At 50.6% G+C, this 16,880-nt stretch carries 14 protein-coding genes and 1 pseudogene; 10 read left to right on the top strand and 5 right to left on the bottom strand.

What is annotated here, in order from left to right; all coding sequences use genetic code 11:
* Positions 1-147: 147 nt before the first annotated feature.
* The 3 genes and pseudogenes from E1189_RS12730 to E1189_RS12740 form a co-directional block, all read left to right on the top strand.
* Positions 148-324: pseudogene (locus E1189_RS12730) on the top strand (thioredoxin family protein); the annotation flags it as partial.
* A gap of 255 nt (positions 325-579) precedes the next feature.
* The gene (locus E1189_RS12735) at positions 580-2,976 is read left to right on the top strand and encodes a penicillin acylase family protein (protein ID WP_155160707.1); all 2,397 of its coding nucleotides are present in this window, start codon (positions 580-582) and stop codon (positions 2,974-2,976) included.
* 47 nt (positions 2,977-3,023) lie between these two features.
* Positions 3,024-3,683, top strand: a complete 660-nt coding sequence (locus E1189_RS12740) for a phosphohydrolase (protein ID WP_230460372.1) — start codon at positions 3,024-3,026, stop codon at positions 3,681-3,683.
* 62 nt (positions 3,684-3,745) lie between these two features.
* Here E1189_RS12740 and asd read toward each other — a convergent pair whose 3' ends face one another.
* The 4 genes from asd to rsgA form a co-directional block, all read right to left on the bottom strand.
* A complete protein-coding gene (gene asd / locus E1189_RS12745) occupies positions 3,746-4,639 on the bottom strand; it encodes an archaetidylserine decarboxylase (protein ID WP_329602021.1) in 894 nt (297 codons plus the stop codon).
* A gap of 25 nt (positions 4,640-4,664) precedes the next feature.
* Positions 4,665-5,498 carry a sulfurtransferase gene (locus E1189_RS12750; RefSeq protein ID WP_155160709.1) on the bottom strand — a complete coding sequence of 278 codons (834 nt, stop codon included), beginning with the start codon at positions 5,496-5,498 and terminating at the stop codon, positions 4,665-4,667.
* 272 nt (positions 5,499-5,770) lie between these two features.
* Positions 5,771-7,198 carry a hypothetical protein gene (locus E1189_RS12755; RefSeq protein ID WP_155160710.1) on the bottom strand — a complete coding sequence of 476 codons (1,428 nt, stop codon included), beginning with the start codon at positions 7,196-7,198 and terminating at the stop codon, positions 5,771-5,773.
* A 109-nt stretch (positions 7,199-7,307) separates the two neighbouring features.
* Positions 7,308-8,327, bottom strand: a complete 1,020-nt coding sequence (gene rsgA, locus E1189_RS12760) for a small ribosomal subunit biogenesis GTPase RsgA (RefSeq protein WP_155160711.1) — start codon at positions 8,325-8,327, stop codon at positions 7,308-7,310.
* A 116-nt stretch (positions 8,328-8,443) separates the two neighbouring features.
* On the opposite strand from rsgA, the gene orn reads away from it, so the two are divergent.
* Entirely contained in the window at positions 8,444-9,001 is a 558-nt protein-coding gene (gene orn, locus E1189_RS12765; RefSeq protein ID WP_196221408.1) for an oligoribonuclease, read from the top strand.
* Between the two features lie 522 nt (positions 9,002-9,523).
* The gene (locus tag E1189_RS12770) at positions 9,524-10,516 is read left to right on the top strand and encodes a zinc finger CCCH domain-containing protein (protein ID WP_196221409.1); all 993 of its coding nucleotides are present in this window, start codon (positions 9,524-9,526) and stop codon (positions 10,514-10,516) included.
* Here the strand turns inward: E1189_RS12770 and queG are convergent.
* Entirely contained in the window at positions 10,513-11,628 is a 1,116-nt protein-coding gene (gene queG, locus E1189_RS12775) for a tRNA epoxyqueuosine(34) reductase QueG (protein ID WP_155160713.1), read from the bottom strand. The two genes, E1189_RS12770 and queG, sit on opposite strands and share 4 nt — an antisense overlap.
* Positions 11,629-11,672: 44 nt before the next feature.
* Between queG and E1189_RS12780 the strand changes: the two genes are divergently transcribed.
* From E1189_RS12780 to hfq, 5 genes are all read left to right on the top strand, one after another.
* The gene (locus E1189_RS12780; RefSeq protein ID WP_230460373.1) at positions 11,673-13,214 is read left to right on the top strand and encodes an NAD(P)H-hydrate dehydratase; all 1,542 of its coding nucleotides are present in this window, start codon (positions 11,673-11,675) and stop codon (positions 13,212-13,214) included.
* Positions 13,215-13,224: 10 nt separating this feature from the next.
* The gene (gene tsaE, locus E1189_RS12785; protein WP_155160714.1) at positions 13,225-13,686 is read left to right on the top strand and encodes a tRNA (adenosine(37)-N6)-threonylcarbamoyltransferase complex ATPase subunit type 1 TsaE; all 462 of its coding nucleotides are present in this window, start codon (positions 13,225-13,227) and stop codon (positions 13,684-13,686) included.
* Positions 13,687-13,706: 20 nt separating this feature from the next.
* Positions 13,707-15,110, top strand: a complete 1,404-nt coding sequence (locus E1189_RS12790; RefSeq protein WP_230460374.1) for an N-acetylmuramoyl-L-alanine amidase — start codon at positions 13,707-13,709, stop codon at positions 15,108-15,110.
* 99 nt (positions 15,111-15,209) lie between these two features.
* The gene (gene miaA, locus E1189_RS12795; protein WP_155160739.1) at positions 15,210-16,127 is read left to right on the top strand and encodes a tRNA (adenosine(37)-N6)-dimethylallyltransferase MiaA; all 918 of its coding nucleotides are present in this window, start codon (positions 15,210-15,212) and stop codon (positions 16,125-16,127) included.
* A gap of 253 nt (positions 16,128-16,380) precedes the next feature.
* On the top strand, positions 16,381-16,635 hold the full coding sequence (hfq, locus tag E1189_RS12800) for an RNA chaperone Hfq (RefSeq protein WP_155160715.1): 255 nt from the start codon (positions 16,381-16,383) through the stop codon (positions 16,633-16,635).
* The last annotated feature ends 245 nt before the right edge of the window (positions 16,636-16,880 follow it).

Below are 16,880 nucleotides of genomic sequence, written 5' to 3' on the forward strand. Positions count from 1 at the left end.
TCCCCATGTGAGAGTAGGTCATCGCCAGGCGCTCAATTAAGTCTTGTTAGCTCAAGGCTGCAGAAAACCCCGAGCACATTGTGTTCGGGGTTTTTGCTATGTGATTTTTTATACTGACGACAAAAGAGCTTTGGAGCTGCCAAAGAGCTTGAACCGCATCTGCGATTTGCCAAGCTGGATACACAGGCCAATCAGCAGTTGGCCAGCACTTATAACATTCGCAGCATTCCAACTATGGTCGCTTTCCATAAAGGAAAAGAGGTTGATCGGCTCTCAGAAGCATTACCCTTACCAAAGCTTAAGCAGTGGCTCGCAAAACTTTAAATAGGGTAAGTACCCGGACCATTGCTTTCTCATAGTCTGGGTACTTATAGCAATATCAAAATAATCTGATTAGGCGCAGTCCTTCTGCTACGACGTTCAGGGCCACCCGAAGGGCCTTTCCGAGGGTTTCCAAACTGTGTGGGTCGCTAAAATGGTTTAACGTGAATCATGCTCTGGAATGAAATAATTCTGGAGCATTCCCTCTGCGCACCGTAACCTTTAGAGCTATAACAAGAAAAAGAAGAGGTTAGTTTTATGCTTGCCCGTATACGCCAACTGTCATTGTTTATTGCTGTAATGGCGGTTCTTTTGGCGCTCTCCCTTTATGGCATCCTGTCGTTAAGTCTTCCCCATCTTGAAGGAAAGGTTCACTCGCGAATGTTACAGGGTGCTGTCGATGTACACAGAGATCAACTGGGTATTCCAACCATTCAGGGCAGTAATCGGGCAGATATCGCCTTTGCAACCGGTTATCTTCACGCTCAGGATCGTTTCTTCCAAATGGATTTAAACCGAAGGAACTCAGCAGGTGAATTGTCAGCTTTGTTTGGAGAAATTGCTCTGGATCACGATAAAAAAGTGCGAATCCATCAGTTTCGTGAGGTTGCGCGTAATGTTGTTGCGTATCAGAACGAAGAGAGTAAGCAAATCCTTCAGGCCTATACAGATGGCGTAAATAAAGGGCTGAGTGATCTGGTCAGTCGGCCCTTTGAATACTGGCTTCTCAAACAAAAACCACAGCCATGGCAACTGGAAGATGCATTCCTTGCTGTATTCAGCATGTATCTGGATTTGAGTGATGAAATGGCGGCTATGGACCAAGCCAAAGGTTTTCTGGCCAGTGTAGCAGGCAAAGAAGTAGCAGAGTTTCTGTCTCCCCCACAAACCCGCTGGGATGCTCCTCTTATAGAAGACAATGGCGTGGAGCCTCAAATACCGGGCCCGGATGTGATTAATCTGCGTACGACACCGGCCAGTGATTATGTAGCGCTTTCCGGAAACCTAAAGCCCGTTTCAGCTATTGGCAGTAATAATTTTGCCGTCGCTGGTCGTTTAAGTGAAACCGGGGCAGCTATCGTTGAAGATGATATGCATCTGGGGTTACGGGTACCGACTGTCTGGTATCGTGCACAGCTCATCTATAAGGATGGCACTGACCAGATAAGAGTGAATGGGCTAACTCTGCCGGGAACACCTTTCGTTGTAGTTGGCAGTAATGGCTCAGTAGCATGGGCCTTTACCAACAGTTTTGGTGATTGGAACGATCGGGTGAGCCTTGAGTTAACGGAAGAAGGATTGTACAAAACCTCTGCAGGCCCCCGCGAGTTTGACGTACGTGAGCATACTATTGATGTAAAAGGTCAGGAGCCGGTTATTCACAAAACCCGTTACACCATTTGGGGACCAGTGAGCGAGTCAAAATTTGATGGCTCCTTACAGGCGCTTCGCTGGACAGCTCATAATCCAGAAGCCACCAACAGCAATTTGTATCTGTTGGAAAAAGCCGAGGATATATATGAGGCGGTGAATGTCGCCAATATCAGTGGTATTCCACCTCAAAACTTCACGGTTGGTGATAGTAAGGGCAATGTCGGCTGGACTATCGCGGGGCGTATTCCAAACCGTTCCGGTGTTGATTCCACCTATCCTCTCACATGGCAACAGGCCGAGCTGAACTGGCAAGGCTGGTTGCCTGTGGATAACTACCCTATGGTACTGAATCCAGCACATGGGCGGATCTGGACAGCGAACTCCCGGGTTGCCAGTGGCGCAGACTATAAAAAGCTCGGAAATGGTGGCTATGCGCCCGGCCCGCGTACTTTGCAAATCCGAAATGCCCTTAATGATAAAGAAGCCTTCCATGAAAAAGATCTATTGGCCATTGCCCTTGATGATACCGCTCTTTATATGAGCAGCTGGCGATCTGTTGTTTTGCAAGCGATTGAAGCAGATCAAGGGAAAAATGAGAGTTGGGAAGAATTTGCTCGTCTTGTGAGCAACTGGTCAGGTCGGGCGGCGCCAGAAGATGTTGGATATCGACTAGTGCGGGAATTTCAAGATGTGGCCAAGTTGAAAGTACTCAAGCACCTTGGGCGCTACTTCATTCTTAAAGGTGGTGCACATAACACCAATGTCGATGATGGCTGGCTACAGGATTTGAACCGGGAAGAATCAGCTGTTTTACGCCTGCTGGAGCTGCAGCCGGAGAATTGGCTGCCCCCGGTTTACAAAACCTGGGATGCATTAGTGCTGGAATCTGTGGATGAAGTCGTTAAAAACCTGGGGGGAGCTGATCAGCTGGCAGAGAGAACATGGGGTGAAAGAAACACTACGAGAATTAATCATCCACTGTCTTCTGCTTTACCGGTTATAGGGCAGTGGTTGAATATGCCAACTGTTGTTCTGGCAGGAGATATCTGGACGCCACGGGCACAAAAACCGAGTGTGGGTGTATCTGAACGGATGATCGTATCTCCCGGTTATGAAGAACGGGGAATTATGCATATACCTGGAGGACAGAGTGGTCATCCGTTGTCCTCTTTCTATCAAGCGGGATTTGACGACTGGCTGAAAGGAAAGCCCAGTGCCTTCCTGCCAGGGAAAACCCGGTACACTCTGACATTCAGGCTCAAGCAGACTGCCAGTCATTGACGCGAAGTTTACGCTAGTATTGCGGCACAGAAAATGAAGGGAACGCCATGACGGATTTTAACGAACCAGGAATGCTGAAGTTCTGGGAACAGCACTTTATAGAATATCTGGACGATCACGAAACAGATGATCACTCCCACGACCTTTCCCATTTTCAGCGGGTCTGGAGAACCGCTGAAAAAATTATGGCAGATGAGAGCCGTGAGGTGAACAAACTGGTTGTACTGGCAGCCTGCTACTTCCACGATATTGTTTCCCTACCCAAGAACCACCCGGATCGCAGCAAGTCATCACAACTGGCAGCTGAGAAAACCCAGGAAATTCTTGAAGAACTGAACTTCCCGGAAGATCTGATTCCCGGTGTTTGTCATGCAGTAGAAGCCCATAGCTTCTCAGCTGGCATACCTACTGAAAGCCCAGAGGCGGAAGTCGTTCAGGATGCTGACCGCATGGAAGCTATCGGTGCGATTGGTTTGGCTCGCTGCTTTTACACGGGCGGGAAAATGGGCTCCAAGCTGTTTAATGCCAAAGACCCATGGGCCGAACAGCGTGATCTGGATGATCGTCAATACAGCGTAGATCACTTCTACAGCAAACTGTTGACACTGGGCTCCACTATGAAAACGATTCCTGGCCGGAAGCTGGCGGAAGAGAATACTGCTTATCTTCAGGGTTTTTTGGATAAACTGCGGGATGAATTGGGATAATGGCATGTTGGGTTAACCACTGAATCTAAGGCATTCAGTGGTTAACCCTGTTCTGTCTCGACTTATTCGCCTTTGACCTCTTTCGGTTCTTCGTCGTTGCGTTCGCTCACACTCATGGCTTGCCCCATGCGCACAGGAACAGTTTCTGCCAGCTCCTCAGCCCACTTCACCTGATCCTTACCAAATAGAACAATGGCCGTAGAGCCCAGCTTGAAGCGACCCATTTCAGCACCACGCTCCAGAACAATGGGTTTGTGGGCATCAGACGAGTAGTCGAAGGTTTTCACCGTGCGTTTGTGGGGTGTCACCAGCCCCGCCCATACGGTTTCGATACTGGCAACTATCATCGCACCCACAAGAATGACCGCCATAGGGCCTTTCTCTGTATCGAAGATACACACCGCCCGCTCGTTACGGGCAAACAGACGAGGCACGTTCTCAGCGGTTGTCTGGTTCACGGAGAACAGACGACCAGGTACGTGAATCATTTTGCGCAGGGTGCCGGTAACTGGCATGTGTACACGGTGGTAATCCTTTGGCGAGAGGTAGACTGTTGCGAACTTTCCGTCTTCAAATTCGCGGGCCAGTTCCGGATCGCCGCCCACCAGTTCAGTGAGGCTGTAGTCATGCCCCTTGGCTTGATAAACACGGCTGAAGGTGATGCCACCAATCTGGCTGATAGCACCGTCTGCAGGGCACACCACAAGATCTTCATCTGCAGGCAGTGGGCGCATGCCGTCTTTCAGCGGGCGGGTAAAGAAATCGTTGAAGGACTCGTAAGCTTCAGGGTTTTCCTCCTGTGCTTCGCTCATATCCACGCAGTATTGTTTCACGAACCAGTTGGTGAGCGGGTTCTTGATGCCGGGGATTGTGCTATCCGCCAGCAGCCCAATGGTACGGGAAATCAGGTGATGGGGAACAATGTACTGCAGTGCAATAAAAAGTTGTTTTTTCACAGTGATATTTGCTCGGTCTCGTAATTTAGTCAGCTGTCGTAATCGGGGTATCAGCGCGGTTACCCCATTCCGACCAGGAGCCATCGTAAGCCCTGATCTTTTGGTAACCCAGAATGCGACCGGCCATATAAGTAAAGCCGGAGCGGTGATGGGTTTGACAGTGAGTCACAATGTTTTTGTCTGCGCTCAGGCCCAGAGAGTTCAACTGGGCCTGCAGGTTGGGGTGGAGGCGATACTGGTTTGCTGCGTCCATTCCGCGTGTCCATTCATAGTTAATCGCGCCGGGAATATGTCCGGCGCGGGTGGCGAACTGCTTGATGCCAGCATGCTCTTCTGGTGAACGGGCATCCCACACAACCATATCGCTGGCTTCGCCTGCGGCCAGCTCCGCCATAATATCTTCTGCTTTGGCGCGAACGCTATGATTGACGATGGTTGCTTCCACAGATGTTGAATCTGGTGTTACCGGCTCTTTCTGTAAAGGCAGTTTCGCCGCCAGCCAGGCATGCAAACCACCGTTGAGATAGGATATTTTCTGATGCCCCAGTAAATCCAGAGTCCAGATCAATCGTCCGGCCCAGCCGCCACCTTCATCATCGTACACAACAATGTGTTTATCCTGCTGATATCCCACCCGGCTGAGAACGGCATTCAAATGCTCCAGGCTCGGTAGCATGCCGGTTGCAGGTGGCTCGTTGCAGGTCAGTTCCTTAGGTGCAATATGCACAGCGCCGGGAATATGAGCCTGCTGGTAGGTGGCAGGGTTGCAGACATCCAGAATCAGCAGGTTTTCATCCTGCAATTGGCTGGCCAGCTGTTCAGGTTCGATCAGCGCGACAGGCGGAAGGTTATTGCTCATTGTTGTTGACTCCGATGGTGGCTGATGAAGAGGTAATCAGGACGAGCATTGTACGGCAGAGGGAGGGGCAGTAACAGAAACTATGGGCTATTACTGAGCCCTCTTTTCTACAGCGCCACATATCACGTGATTGGCGATACGGCTCTGTTGCAAGAGCGGTTTGCTGAGCGCTCCAGTGGTGTGTGAGTGCCTGAGGTTATCAGTAGCGAACAGCTGGATCAGGCGTTAACCCAATCCGCTGTTCGTACCTTCAAAAGTGTCATGGAAGCCCGTTACGGAGCAGCTGGGCTTTGAGCGGGTGAGGATACCCGTTGTACGGCTGCCTGATGTTGGAAACGGGAAAACTCAGCTGTAGATACCATCTCAACATCTGCAAACAGATCGGAAGTATGGGAGCCAATCCACTGCTGGGTTTTGTCGGTGATACTGAAGCGTGTATCGTTTCTGGAAAGGATAGGGTGCACGATAGCTGAGAGTTTTGTCGTATCGGCGGTGATTGCTGTTCCGTGGGTGATAAAGTCACCAACTGTTGGGAACAAGACATCAGACTCTTCCCCCACAATAATCACGTGGGGAGCCCTGCCATTAAACTCGTTTTCTGTGAGAGCGTAGAACGCTGTAGCCAAAGCCATAAAGTTTGTTCTGGCCGTGTGCACCATTGGCAGAGCTTCAGCAATAGCCTGTTTGTAGAGATCATTATTCACGGGTGCGTTCAGGCTGGCTTCTATACGGGCCCTATTCAGACTGTTAGCGGTTTCTCCTACCAGGCGTCCAAAGTTGTTAAAGCCTTTCGGGTTAAGCTTTTTTGTTAAACGCTCGTGGTTTGCCTGATAACCGGACGGGTGATTAGCTGAACGAGGATCCAGAGCAATCACTTTTGCTAAAGAGGTGGTTTTCTCGGCATTGTTCAGCAGATGAGAGCGGTAGCTCTGGCCAATCTCAAAAATACCACCGTTGTGATCCATTGATGCAGGAATCCATCCGACGGTGCCGACAGCTTTTCCATCACGAACCAGGTAGGGGTTGCTGATGGTCGTAGCGTGTACAACCAATGATGTGCGGCCAGGTACTTCCCGGTCAAGACTCTTCGCGTGACTGGACGCCATAGCGGCTACAAGGTTGACGTCTTGCTCAACCTTTGCAACGACCTTGGACGTATCACGGCTGCGATAAAGAGTGTGCAGCACTTCCAGTTGAGCAAAACAGGTGAAGAATTCTGTTCTGCTCATATTCGGGCGGGTACAGCTTGTTTGTTGATCAGGGCTCAGCAGCCGTGTGGCGTTACTGTTGGGTAAACCAAGCTTGCCTGCTGCATCAGCGCCGGCTGCTGCCACATAAACCTGCATGGGCTTACTGTCAGCAGTAAATAGCTGCAAGCGCTGCATCTCCCGCCTGATGGCTGGTGCAGCAGTATTCAAAATGCTGCGAAAGAAGATAATGGGAGAGTCATTGAAAACGAGAGACGGCGGATGGCCAAACAGTGCCGGGCTATCCCATGTGTTCTGGGTGAACTCAACCAGCGGCTCGGGAGAGTCGCTCATACCAAAGGTTAACTGGATGCCGCTATTGGACATATACAGGCTGAGAACCGGGGAACTTTCGTCAGCCTGTGCCTGTCCTGCAAGTGAGACACAGAGTATCAAAAGCCCGGTCAGGCCAATAGCGAGAGCAAGTGTGTAGCGAAAAAGTCCGGAAAACATGAATAAATCCCCGTTAAGTATTGCGTTAATGCTTTTGACAACAGTTGGGTTTATAAGTTTTCCGGAGTAAGTTAGACCTTAGTTTGGGTTCTCGCTGTTACAACTTGTATTAAAGCTCGCCAATTGAGTTCAAAATCTGACGATAAGAGTCCATACGCTTCTGTTCTATCTTGCCTTCTTCCAGCGCCTGAAGCAGTGCACAGCCAGGTTCTTGCTCATGATTACAGTCCCTGAATCGGCAATAGCCGAGAAACTCACGAAACTCGCGGAAGCCGTTAATCACATCCTCAGATTCCATATGCCAGAGACCAAACTCTCGAATTCCAGGGGAATCGATCAAAGACCCACCCTCGGGGAAATGGAACAGCCTGGCGGCTGTAGTAGTGTGCATGCCCTTGCCGGTTTGCTCGGACAACTCTCCGACTTTGGCCTGAATACCGGGAAGCAGCACATTCACAAGGGAAGATTTACCCACACCAGACTGCCCTACAAACACGCTTGTGTGGCCTTTTAACAGCTTTTTGATGGTATCCAGCCCGTGCTCGGCCTTGGTGGATGCGGTAAGTACCTGATAGCCCAGATCGCGATAGGTGGCCATCAATTCCAGCAGGCGGTCACGATTGGAGTCGTTGATCAAATCGGTTTTGTTTAAGAGCAGAACCGGCTCAATATTTATGGCTTCTGCGGCCACCAGGTAACGGTCAATCAGGTTGGCATGAGCTGTAGGCACTGGTGCAACAACCAGAACGATATAGTCGATATTGGCAGCGACGGGCTTGATTCGGCCGTGGTTATCCGGGCGGCAGAGTTCGCTTTCCCGAGGGAGTTGGGCGACAACAACGCCAATGTCATCTTTCCCAGGACGCCAGATAATTCTGTCACCTGTGACCAGTGCCGGCAGATTGGCTCTCAGGTGGCAGCGATAGAGTGAGCCTGGTTCAGAAGGGCGTTCGATATCCAGCTGTACGCCATAATGGGCGATGACCAGACCCTCTTCTTCCGGCCCCAGCTCAGAGGTGTTGAGCTGGTCCTGAATCCTGGATTCACGTCGTTTGGCTCGCTCGGCTCGCTCGTCCTGAATTTTCTGGATTCGCCAGTTTTGGCGGCGGTTCAGCTTGCGTTTGGCCATGAATAACGTAATACCGGGGGGAAATGAAAAAGACTGGTAGTTTGCATGAACTAATCCGGCCAGATTATGATGACTGATGTACTCTTAATCAATACACGTGGCAACTTCACTCTATTATGGCGCAAAACAAGCCGTCTCTGGCTGAGAATCTGGTCTGGCTCGATCTGGAAATGACGGGACTTGACCCAAGAACGGACCGTATACTCGAAGTCGCGGTTATCGTGACCGATCCTGACCTCAATATTCTGGCGGAAGGGCCTGTGATTGCAGTCCATCAGCCGGAATCTGTTCTTGAGGCCATGAATGAATGGTGCGTGGAAACCCACGGCAAAACCGGCCTCACTGAGCGCGTGCGTCAGAGCACCATCAGTGAAGCGGAGGCTGAGAAGATCACGATCGACTTCCTCAAACAGTACGCTGAACCTGGCAAGTCCCCTATGTGTGGCAATACTATCGGCCAGGATCGTCGTTTCCTCTTTAACTACATGAGCGACCTGCACGACTTCTTCCACTATCGCAATATCGATGTCAGTACTCTGAAAGAGCTGGCGCGCCGTTGGAAGCCTGAGTTGCTCAAGGGCATGACAAAGCAGGGCTCTCACAAGGCGATCGAAGATATTCGCGAATCCATCGATGAAATGAAGTTCTATCGAGAGCATTTCATCAAGCTCTGATACCTTCTACTTTCGACATAAAGGCCAGCTCATTGAACTGGCCTTTTTGATTGTACTTTTTCATGAATAAATAGTGCTTTTCTTGTACTACACTGCCTCAGCTCTCAAGTCATACTATGGTACGGATTTTCTATGATATCTCCGCTGGTCACTTTGCGAAGAGGGAGGGTTTTCTATCTTGTTTGGGCATTTACCCTTCCCTTATCGGCTGCAGAGGATCGCCTGGATAAGCTTTCTTTAATACACGTGCACTCTATGCCGGTCGCAGGTATTCCTCTTCCGGGATTGAGCCGGCCTGCTAGCCCTGAGGCACATAGCTCCTTCAGGGTAACGCCTCCTTTATCATCTGAGATTTCTGAGAGCGGCAGAGTGAGGAACCTGAAAAAAACAGAAATGTGCTGGAGTGTGATACGGGGGGAGCCTTGTCGTCATGGAGAGAATTGCAGGTTTGCACACTCTGAAGGTGAGCTGCGGCCGAGGGCTCGGCACGAAAAGTACAAAACCGCAATGTGCATAAATTATATGGGAGGGTCTTGCCCTTATGGTGATAGGTGTGACTTTCTTCACCCTGAAGGCAAGACGCGAGCTGATGATGTAACAACTCCAGAAAATACTGGAAGCCTTACCCTATCTGCAAGTGGACAGTCGGGGAATGCTTTTTGGTTCTTTCACGACTCAGCTTCTATATGGGGGAAAATTGAAAATCAGGCTACTTTTTCAGAAGATTCCCCACCTCTCGATTTCCCGCCCCTGGATTTCCCACCCTCAGGTAGTCTTGACTCTGCTTCCAAGCGGTCCCAAATGGGCATTATGGCAAGGGCTGCATGGATTGCTAGTACTGCTCAAGTGCCGCATGAGGAAGAACCAGACCCAGTGCTGCAGGAGCAACTAGCCTCCGTGTTGTGGGATGCAGAAAAAGAACGTGCGTCTGTTGATAAAAAGATGATCCAGTTCGCCTTAAGCGAGGGCAGCGAGATACCTTGTCACGGTACTCTGTCTGGTCAGATCCTACGGCTGCAGCTTCATTATCAGACCGAAAAGAAATGGAAAGATGGTTTTATGATGGGTGCTCTCCAGCAGGGAGTGACTGTGAATTATGAGGCAGCAGAAGGTGCGACTGTTTCGTATAGGATGAAAACAGATAGGGAAAAGGCAGATAAGGATCAGCAAAGCCTGGCGCTTCTTCTTGTACAGATGTTTTTGTATTTCTCCGAGGCTGGTAGAGATGATGAGGATCTGTCGATATTTGCCGCATCAACGTGGAAGGATGTCGAGGATGCCGGGAAGCACTTATTTATCAGGCCAGACTGGGAAGGGGCGCCTGACCACTTTTTGTATGTAGCACAAAAGATTTATCTTTTTCTCTATAAGCCCGATCCTTCAGATTGTCACGTACAGCTGGAGAGTATTCTTGCTGATTGCGTGGGTCTGCAGCTTATCCAACAAGAAGACTCATCAAGCTATCTCAGTGGGGCGATGAAATCCATGAATACGGTAAATCGTCCTAAAAGCTAAGAGACTCCATGTTGTTTTAGAGCCCAGAGAACATGTTCCTGAACCAGTTCTGAAGGATAGTTACGCCGAGCCTCTAAAGCTCGAATGACTTTTTCTGAGGTAGGTGCGTTGCCCAAACCAACCGCCAGATTTCTCAGCCAGCCTGCAAAGCCTGTGCGTCGAATAGGGGAGCCTGCAGTTCTATCCAGAAACTCTTCCTCTGTCCACATGAACAAATCTGCCAAATCGGTGGAATCTAGCTTGTGGCGAGGCAGGAAGTCGGTTTCCTTTGAGGTTTTGGCGAACTTGTTCCAAGGGCAGATAATCTGGCAGTCATCGCAGCCAAACACCCGATTCCCCATCGGCTTGCGAAACTCTTCCGGAATAGTACCTTTCAGCTCAATAGTCAGATAAGAAATACAACGGCGAGCATCTATCTGATGAGGTGCAACAATGGCATCGGTTGGGCAAATCTTCGCGCAGGCAAAGCAGCTGCCACAGTGATTAGTGGTTTGAGGTTTATCAAGTGGCAGGGGCAGGTTGGTAAACAGCTCCCCTAAAAAGAACCATGAACCAGCCTTACTGTTAATAAGAAGAGAGTTTTTACCAATCCAGCCAAGCCCGGCCTTTTCTGCCAATGCTTTTTCCAGCACGGGAGCACTGTCTACAAATGCCCTGTAGCCGTATTTTCCAACCTTCTCTTCCACGCGCTTGCCCAGTTGGGTGAGACGCTTGCGAATCACCTTATGGTAATCACGACCCAAAGAGTAACGGGAAATGTAGGCTTTCTCGGGCTGATTCAGAATGCGTACAACTTCGGTGTCTCCAGGCAGGTAATCCATGCGTACAGACACAATGCGAATGGTGCCTGGCACCAGCTCGTTGGGGCGGGAGCGCATATTGCCATGGCTGGTCATGTAATCCATCTCACCATGGAAATTGCGGGCCAGCCAGTCTTTCAGGTGTTGCTCATGCTCGCTCAGGTCGATATCTGTAATAGCAGCATCCTGAAAGCCGAGCTCTCGTGCCCAGCATTTGATGTCGGCAGCCAGCTGCTCCAGTTCTTCGGTGCTAAGAGCTGGTTGCTCAGGTGTTGGCTGCTCAGAAACGGATTTGTGAGGAATTTGCGTCAAGTTAGGTGAATCTGTCACTTATTCAGGCAAGCTTAAAGGATATAATGCAAACAATTGAAATCAGGGGATCGCCCATGGGCGGCAGTTTACCACATACTCTCTACACCGCCGAACAAACGCGGAGTCTGGACGCTGAAACGATCAATGCTCACGGGGTTCCCGGGTTTGAGCTGATGAAGCGTGCTGGCCGTGCGGCGCTGGATGCGGCTATAAAAACCTGGCCGCACATCGGTCAGGGCGGTTCCCTTCAGATATTCTGCGGCTCAGGAAATAATGGCGGAGATGGCTACGTTATCGGCGCATTGGCCCGGCAGCGTTATATCCCTGTGAGGGTTGTAAGCCTGTGTCCTCCAGAGCGGCTAACGGGAGATGCCAGAAAAGCCTGGGAGTGGTTTCGAGAGCAGGGGGGCAGCTGTGAATCCTGGTCGAACAGTATCACATTAACTGGCGACCTGATTATCGACGCGATGCTGGGTACCGGGTTAGGCGGTGATGTTCGTGGGGATTTTGTGGATGCAATTCACTTAATCAACCAATCGGACAAATCCGTTCTGGCGGTGGATATCCCGTCTGGCCTTTCGGCAGACACCGGCTCCGAGCTGGGCTGCGCAATAAAGGCCGATGTGACAGTCACCTTCATTGGTATGAAACGAGGGCTGTTCACGGCGGCAGGGCCACGTTTTTGTGGTGATATTTGTTTCTCCAGCCTGAAAGTACCCAAAGTGGTGTACGACACAATCCCACCATCAGCACGACTTATTGAGCGCAATGATATGGCCGCTCTGGTAAAACCACGCCCCCGGGATGCCCACAAGGGTGACTATGGTCACCTGCTGGTGGTGGGTGGTGATCATGGCATGGGTGGTGCGGCTATCATGGCGGCCGAGACGGCATTGCGCTGTGGTACAGGGCTTGTCACTCTCGCTACCCGGCCTGAACACACTATGGCCAGCCTTGTGCGCAGACCTGAGGTGATGGCGCGCGGCGTGTCGTCTGTGCGAGACCTGGCACCTTTGCTGGTAGGCAAGTCGGCCGTTGTTATCGGCCCAGGCCTTGGGAAGGATGAGTGGGGGCAGGGTCTCCTGAAAGCCGTGCTTGATACCGGTTTGCCAGTGCTGATGGATGCTGATGCTTTAAACATTATTGCCGCAAAACCTGAGGCTTACACGTCTCGGGAGAATTGCGTGATCACGCCCCACCCCGGTGAGGCTGCGAGGCTGCTGAACTCTACCGTCGGTGATGTGAGTAAAGATCGTTTTTCTGCAGTGGAAGCACTGCAAAAACTCTGCGGTGGCGTTGCCATTCTCAAAGGGGCTGGCACACTTATAGCTTCTGTTGATGAAGTCTGGTTATGCCGGGCTGGCAATCCCGGAATGGCTATTGCCGGGATGGGCGATGTGCTCAGTGGTGTTGCTGGTGCTCTGTTGGCTCAAGGATACTCTGCAGCGGATGTTGCCAGACTGGGCGTCTGGCTCCACGGTACAGCAGGAGATAACTGTGCGGCTTCCGGCGGTGAAATCGGCCTTGCTGCTACGGATTTGCTTCTGGCCATTAGAAAACAATTGAACCGTCTGAGCGAAGAATAGAAAGAGAAGTATGTCTTTTGAATTGAAGGGTGAAGAAGCCATGGTCGACTTCGGTCGCCGCCTTGCCGAGGCCAGCCAAGGCTGGGGTGTATTTTATCTGGAAGGTGATCTCGGTGCGGGTAAAACAACCCTGAGCCGAGGCATCCTGCGGGGTTTTGGCCATGAAGGTGCTGTAAAAAGCCCCACCTATACACTGGTTGAGCCTTATGAAATGGTCGATCAGTCTGTTTACCATTTTGACCTGTATCGTCTGGGGGATCCGGAAGAACTGGATTTTCTGGGCGTGCGGGAATATTTCGGCCCCCATGCGCTTTGTCTGGTGGAGTGGCCCATACGCGGCAAGGGTTTTCTCCCTGAGGCCGATATTATTATCAGGATTGCCTATCGCTCAGATAGTCGTGTGATCGAGGTTGAGCCGATCAGCGAACATGGGCAGACTGTTTGTAATCATCTTTCAAGCAACAGTCGTTAGTATTTTTATAGATTGGCAACATGGAGTTAGGTGTGACGCGGGAGTTAGAAACTGTGCAGGGAGAAGACGAAAGCTCTCCGGAATCAAAAATAACCAGACGCCGGTTTACACAAATGGCGTCGGTACTGGTTGCATCGTTGACTCTGCCAGCGGTTTCCACGGCCTTTGCTTCCAGTTCTTCTATCAAGGGTGTACGTTTATGGCGCTCTCCGGACAAAACACGTCTTGTATTTGATCTCAGCGATAATATTGACCATAAAATTTTTCCACTGACTAACCCTCAACGGTTAGTTGTGGATATCAAAGATACCCGCCTGCCGGGTTCCCTTTCTAAACTGGAACTGGGACAAACACCTATTGGTGCTGTTCGTTGGGCAACCCGTCAAAGTAAGGATTTGCGTATAGTTCTGGATTTGAAGCAGAAGGTGACTCCTCGCAGCTTCGTTCTCAAACCCAATGAAACATACGGCTATCGTCTTGTTGTCGATCTGTTTGATGAACAAAAAGCGACACAAACCACCCACGCTCCTGTCATTAAACAGACCAACCGCGACATCGTGATTGCCATTGATGCTGGTCACGGTGGTGAAGACCCGGGAGCCGTTGGGCACCGTGGTGCACGGGAAAAGGATGTGGTGCTGGCCATAGCCCGTGATGTTGCCAAACTGTTTGAACAGGCGCAGGGCTTTAAACCGGTGATGATACGAACGGGGGACTATTACATCTCTCTCCGGGAGCGTACCCGTAAAGCCCGCCGTCATAACGCAGACTTTTTCGTATCTATTCACGCAGATGCTTTCACCCGTAAGAGTGCCAACGGCGCCTCTGTCTTCACACTTTCTCAGCGTGGGGCGACGTCTGAGGCCGCTCGTTGGCTGGCGAACAAGGAAAACAGCGCTGACCTTGTTGGGGGGGAAGATGGCGTGAGTCTGGGTGATAAGGACGATGTGCTGGCCCGCGTGTTGCTCGATTTGTCCATGACCGACAGCCAGAGCCGCAGTGAGAAGGCTGGCAGCAAGGTTCTGAGCCAGCTTGGTCGTGTGAACAGGCTGCACAAGAGCAAGGTAGAGCAGGCTGCTTTTGTGGTACTGAAAAATCCGGATATTCCTTCGATCCTCGTGGAAACCGGGTTTATCTCCAACCCTGGGGAAGCCAGTAAACTGATAACCCGCGCTCACCAGCGCAAACTTGCCCGCGCTATTCACACTGGCGTGAAAGAGTTTTTCATTAAGTACCCTCCGGCGGGAACATTGATTGCCAATAATCGCAGCAACGCGGGCAGAGCCACCTACAGGGTGAGACGAGGGGATACTCTCAGTGGTATCGCCAGTAAGCATAGTGTGAGTCTGAACCAGCTGCTGGCCTATAACAGTATGAGCGTGAGAGATACTCTTAAAGTCGGTCAGCTGCTGCGGATTCCCTAGAACTCATAGACCGGCTTGCTATAAAATGCGCCGCCTCTGGCTTTCAATCGCACTGACAGGTGACAGGTGACCAACTCCCTTCCTCCCGCCATATTTCTGATGGGACCGACAGCGTCTGGTAAAACAGATCTGGCGGTCACTCTGCATGAACAGTTGCCCTGCGACATTATCAGTGTGGATTCGGCGCTGGTATACAAGGACATGGATATTGGTACTGCTAAACCTGACAGTGAATTACTGGCCCGTGCACCCCACCGTTTGATTGATATTCGTGATCCTGCCGAATCCTATTCGGCGGCCGAGTTTCGGGCAGATGCACTGCGGGAAATGGAAGAGATCTCCGCACGGGGCCGGATTCCTCTGCTGGTGGGCGGAACCATGCTTTATTACAAGGCTCTGCGTGATGGTCTGGCCGATATGCCGCCAGCTGATGAAACTGTTCGACAGGATATTCTTGAACAGGCCGAAAACGAAGGCTGGGCCGCTGTACATGCTCGTCTGCAAAGTATTGACCCGGAATCAGCTGCACGTATTCATCCAACCGATCCACAACGCCTGCAGCGGGCGCTGGAAGTGTATCTGGTCAGTGGCAGAACAGTGACAGAATTGGTAGCAGAACAGAAACGAACTCAGTTACCATTTAACGTATTGAATCTTGCCGTGGCCCCAAAGGAACGCAGCACTCTTCATGAACGCATAGCCCTGCGTTTCCACAATATGATGAAGGCGGGATTTATAGAGGAAGTTGAAGCGCTTTATGCTCGTAAAGATCTTCATCCCGGGCTTCCTTCTATTCGCTGTGTCGGCTACCGACAGGCGTGGGCCTATCTTAACGGGGAACTAACCCGCAATGAGATGGTCGATAAAGGGATCATTGCAACAAGACAGCTTGCGAAACGACAGTTTACCTGGCTGCGAAGCTGGGAAAATTTACACTGGTTCGACAGTTTATCTGCCGATCTTCTGGATTCGGCTATGCTGTCTGTTCAGCAGTGGCTAGGTCGTGTTCATAGTTAAACATACGGCCTGAGTAATTAGGTAGCGGTTTTGAAAGAGTATTTATCGGACATAAATGGGCTCTTTCGTATCCCTAGCTAATATTACTTATTGAACGCTCATAGGGGCTGGCTTAAGGTTCTTTGTCCTTTGCTGTATACAGATTAAACAATTAGCTGTGTGCTTTCTCTGTATCTGCTAACCTGTAAGCCGTTCCAAGCCGGACTTTGAGCGCAGGCTTTTTATAATTCGACAAATATAAAGGAGTACGGAAATGTCAAAAGGGCATTCCCTACAAGACCCTTACCTGAACGTCCTGAGAAAGGAGCGTGTTCCCGTTTCCATCTACTTGGTAAACGGTATCAAGCTGCAGGGGCAGATTGAGTCTTTTGATCAGTTTGTAATTCTTCTGAAGAACACCGTAAGCCAAATGGTTTACAAGCACGCGGTATCTACTGTGGTGCCAGGTCGTCCTGTACGTCTGCCTATGCCTAATCAGGAAGGCGACGATATGATGCCACAGGACTGAAACGTCCTTTAGCCTGAGTCCGGTGCAGTTGCTAAATGTCTGGCTACTGATATTGATTCTCTGGGTAAACGTAATAAGCCAGGGCGTCAAAGTGCTGCCCGAATTATCAAAAAGCCAGGTTTCTTAGGAACTTGGCTTTTTGCTTATTTAAGCGCCCAAACAGCCATGAACGACAATAAGCACACTAAGTATTGAGGTGTGTAGGTGTTTTCATAGTTAAAACAGTGCAATCAAAAGGCGTTAAG

It is taken from the genome of Parendozoicomonas verongulae, from assembly GCF_009711465.1.
In the GTDB taxonomy this organism is placed as follows: domain Bacteria; phylum Pseudomonadota; class Gammaproteobacteria; order Pseudomonadales; family Endozoicomonadaceae; genus Sansalvadorimonas; species Sansalvadorimonas verongulae.

Bases quoted from the DNA above. Each gene is read 5' to 3' on its own strand.
- E1189_RS12735 (WP_155160707.1), top strand. From the start codon at position 580: ATGCTTGCCCGTATACGCCAACTGTCATTGTTTATTGCTGTAATGGCG.
- E1189_RS12740 (WP_230460372.1), top strand. From the start codon at position 3,024: ATGACGGATTTTAACGAACCAGGAATGCTGAAGTTCTGGGAACAGCAC.
- E1189_RS12750 (WP_155160709.1), bottom strand. From the start codon at position 5,498: ATGAGCAATAACCTTCCGCCTGTCGCGCTGATCGAACCTGAACAGCTG.
- E1189_RS12755 (WP_155160710.1), bottom strand. From the start codon at position 7,198: ATGTTTTCCGGACTTTTTCGCTACACACTTGCTCTCGCTATTGGCCTG.
- rsgA (WP_155160711.1), bottom strand. From the start codon at position 8,327: ATGGCCAAACGCAAGCTGAACCGCCGCCAAAACTGGCGAATCCAGAAA.
- orn (WP_196221408.1), top strand. From the start codon at position 8,444: ATGGCGCAAAACAAGCCGTCTCTGGCTGAGAATCTGGTCTGGCTCGAT.
- E1189_RS12770 (WP_196221409.1), top strand. From the start codon at position 9,524: ATGGGAGGGTCTTGCCCTTATGGTGATAGGTGTGACTTTCTTCACCCT.
- E1189_RS12780 (WP_230460373.1), top strand. From the start codon at position 11,673: ATGCAAACAATTGAAATCAGGGGATCGCCCATGGGCGGCAGTTTACCA.
- tsaE (WP_155160714.1), top strand. From the start codon at position 13,225: ATGTCTTTTGAATTGAAGGGTGAAGAAGCCATGGTCGACTTCGGTCGC.
- E1189_RS12790 (WP_230460374.1), top strand. From the start codon at position 13,707: ATGGAGTTAGGTGTGACGCGGGAGTTAGAAACTGTGCAGGGAGAAGAC.
- miaA (WP_155160739.1), top strand. From the start codon at position 15,210: ATGGGACCGACAGCGTCTGGTAAAACAGATCTGGCGGTCACTCTGCAT.
- hfq (WP_155160715.1), top strand. From the start codon at position 16,381: ATGTCAAAAGGGCATTCCCTACAAGACCCTTACCTGAACGTCCTGAGA.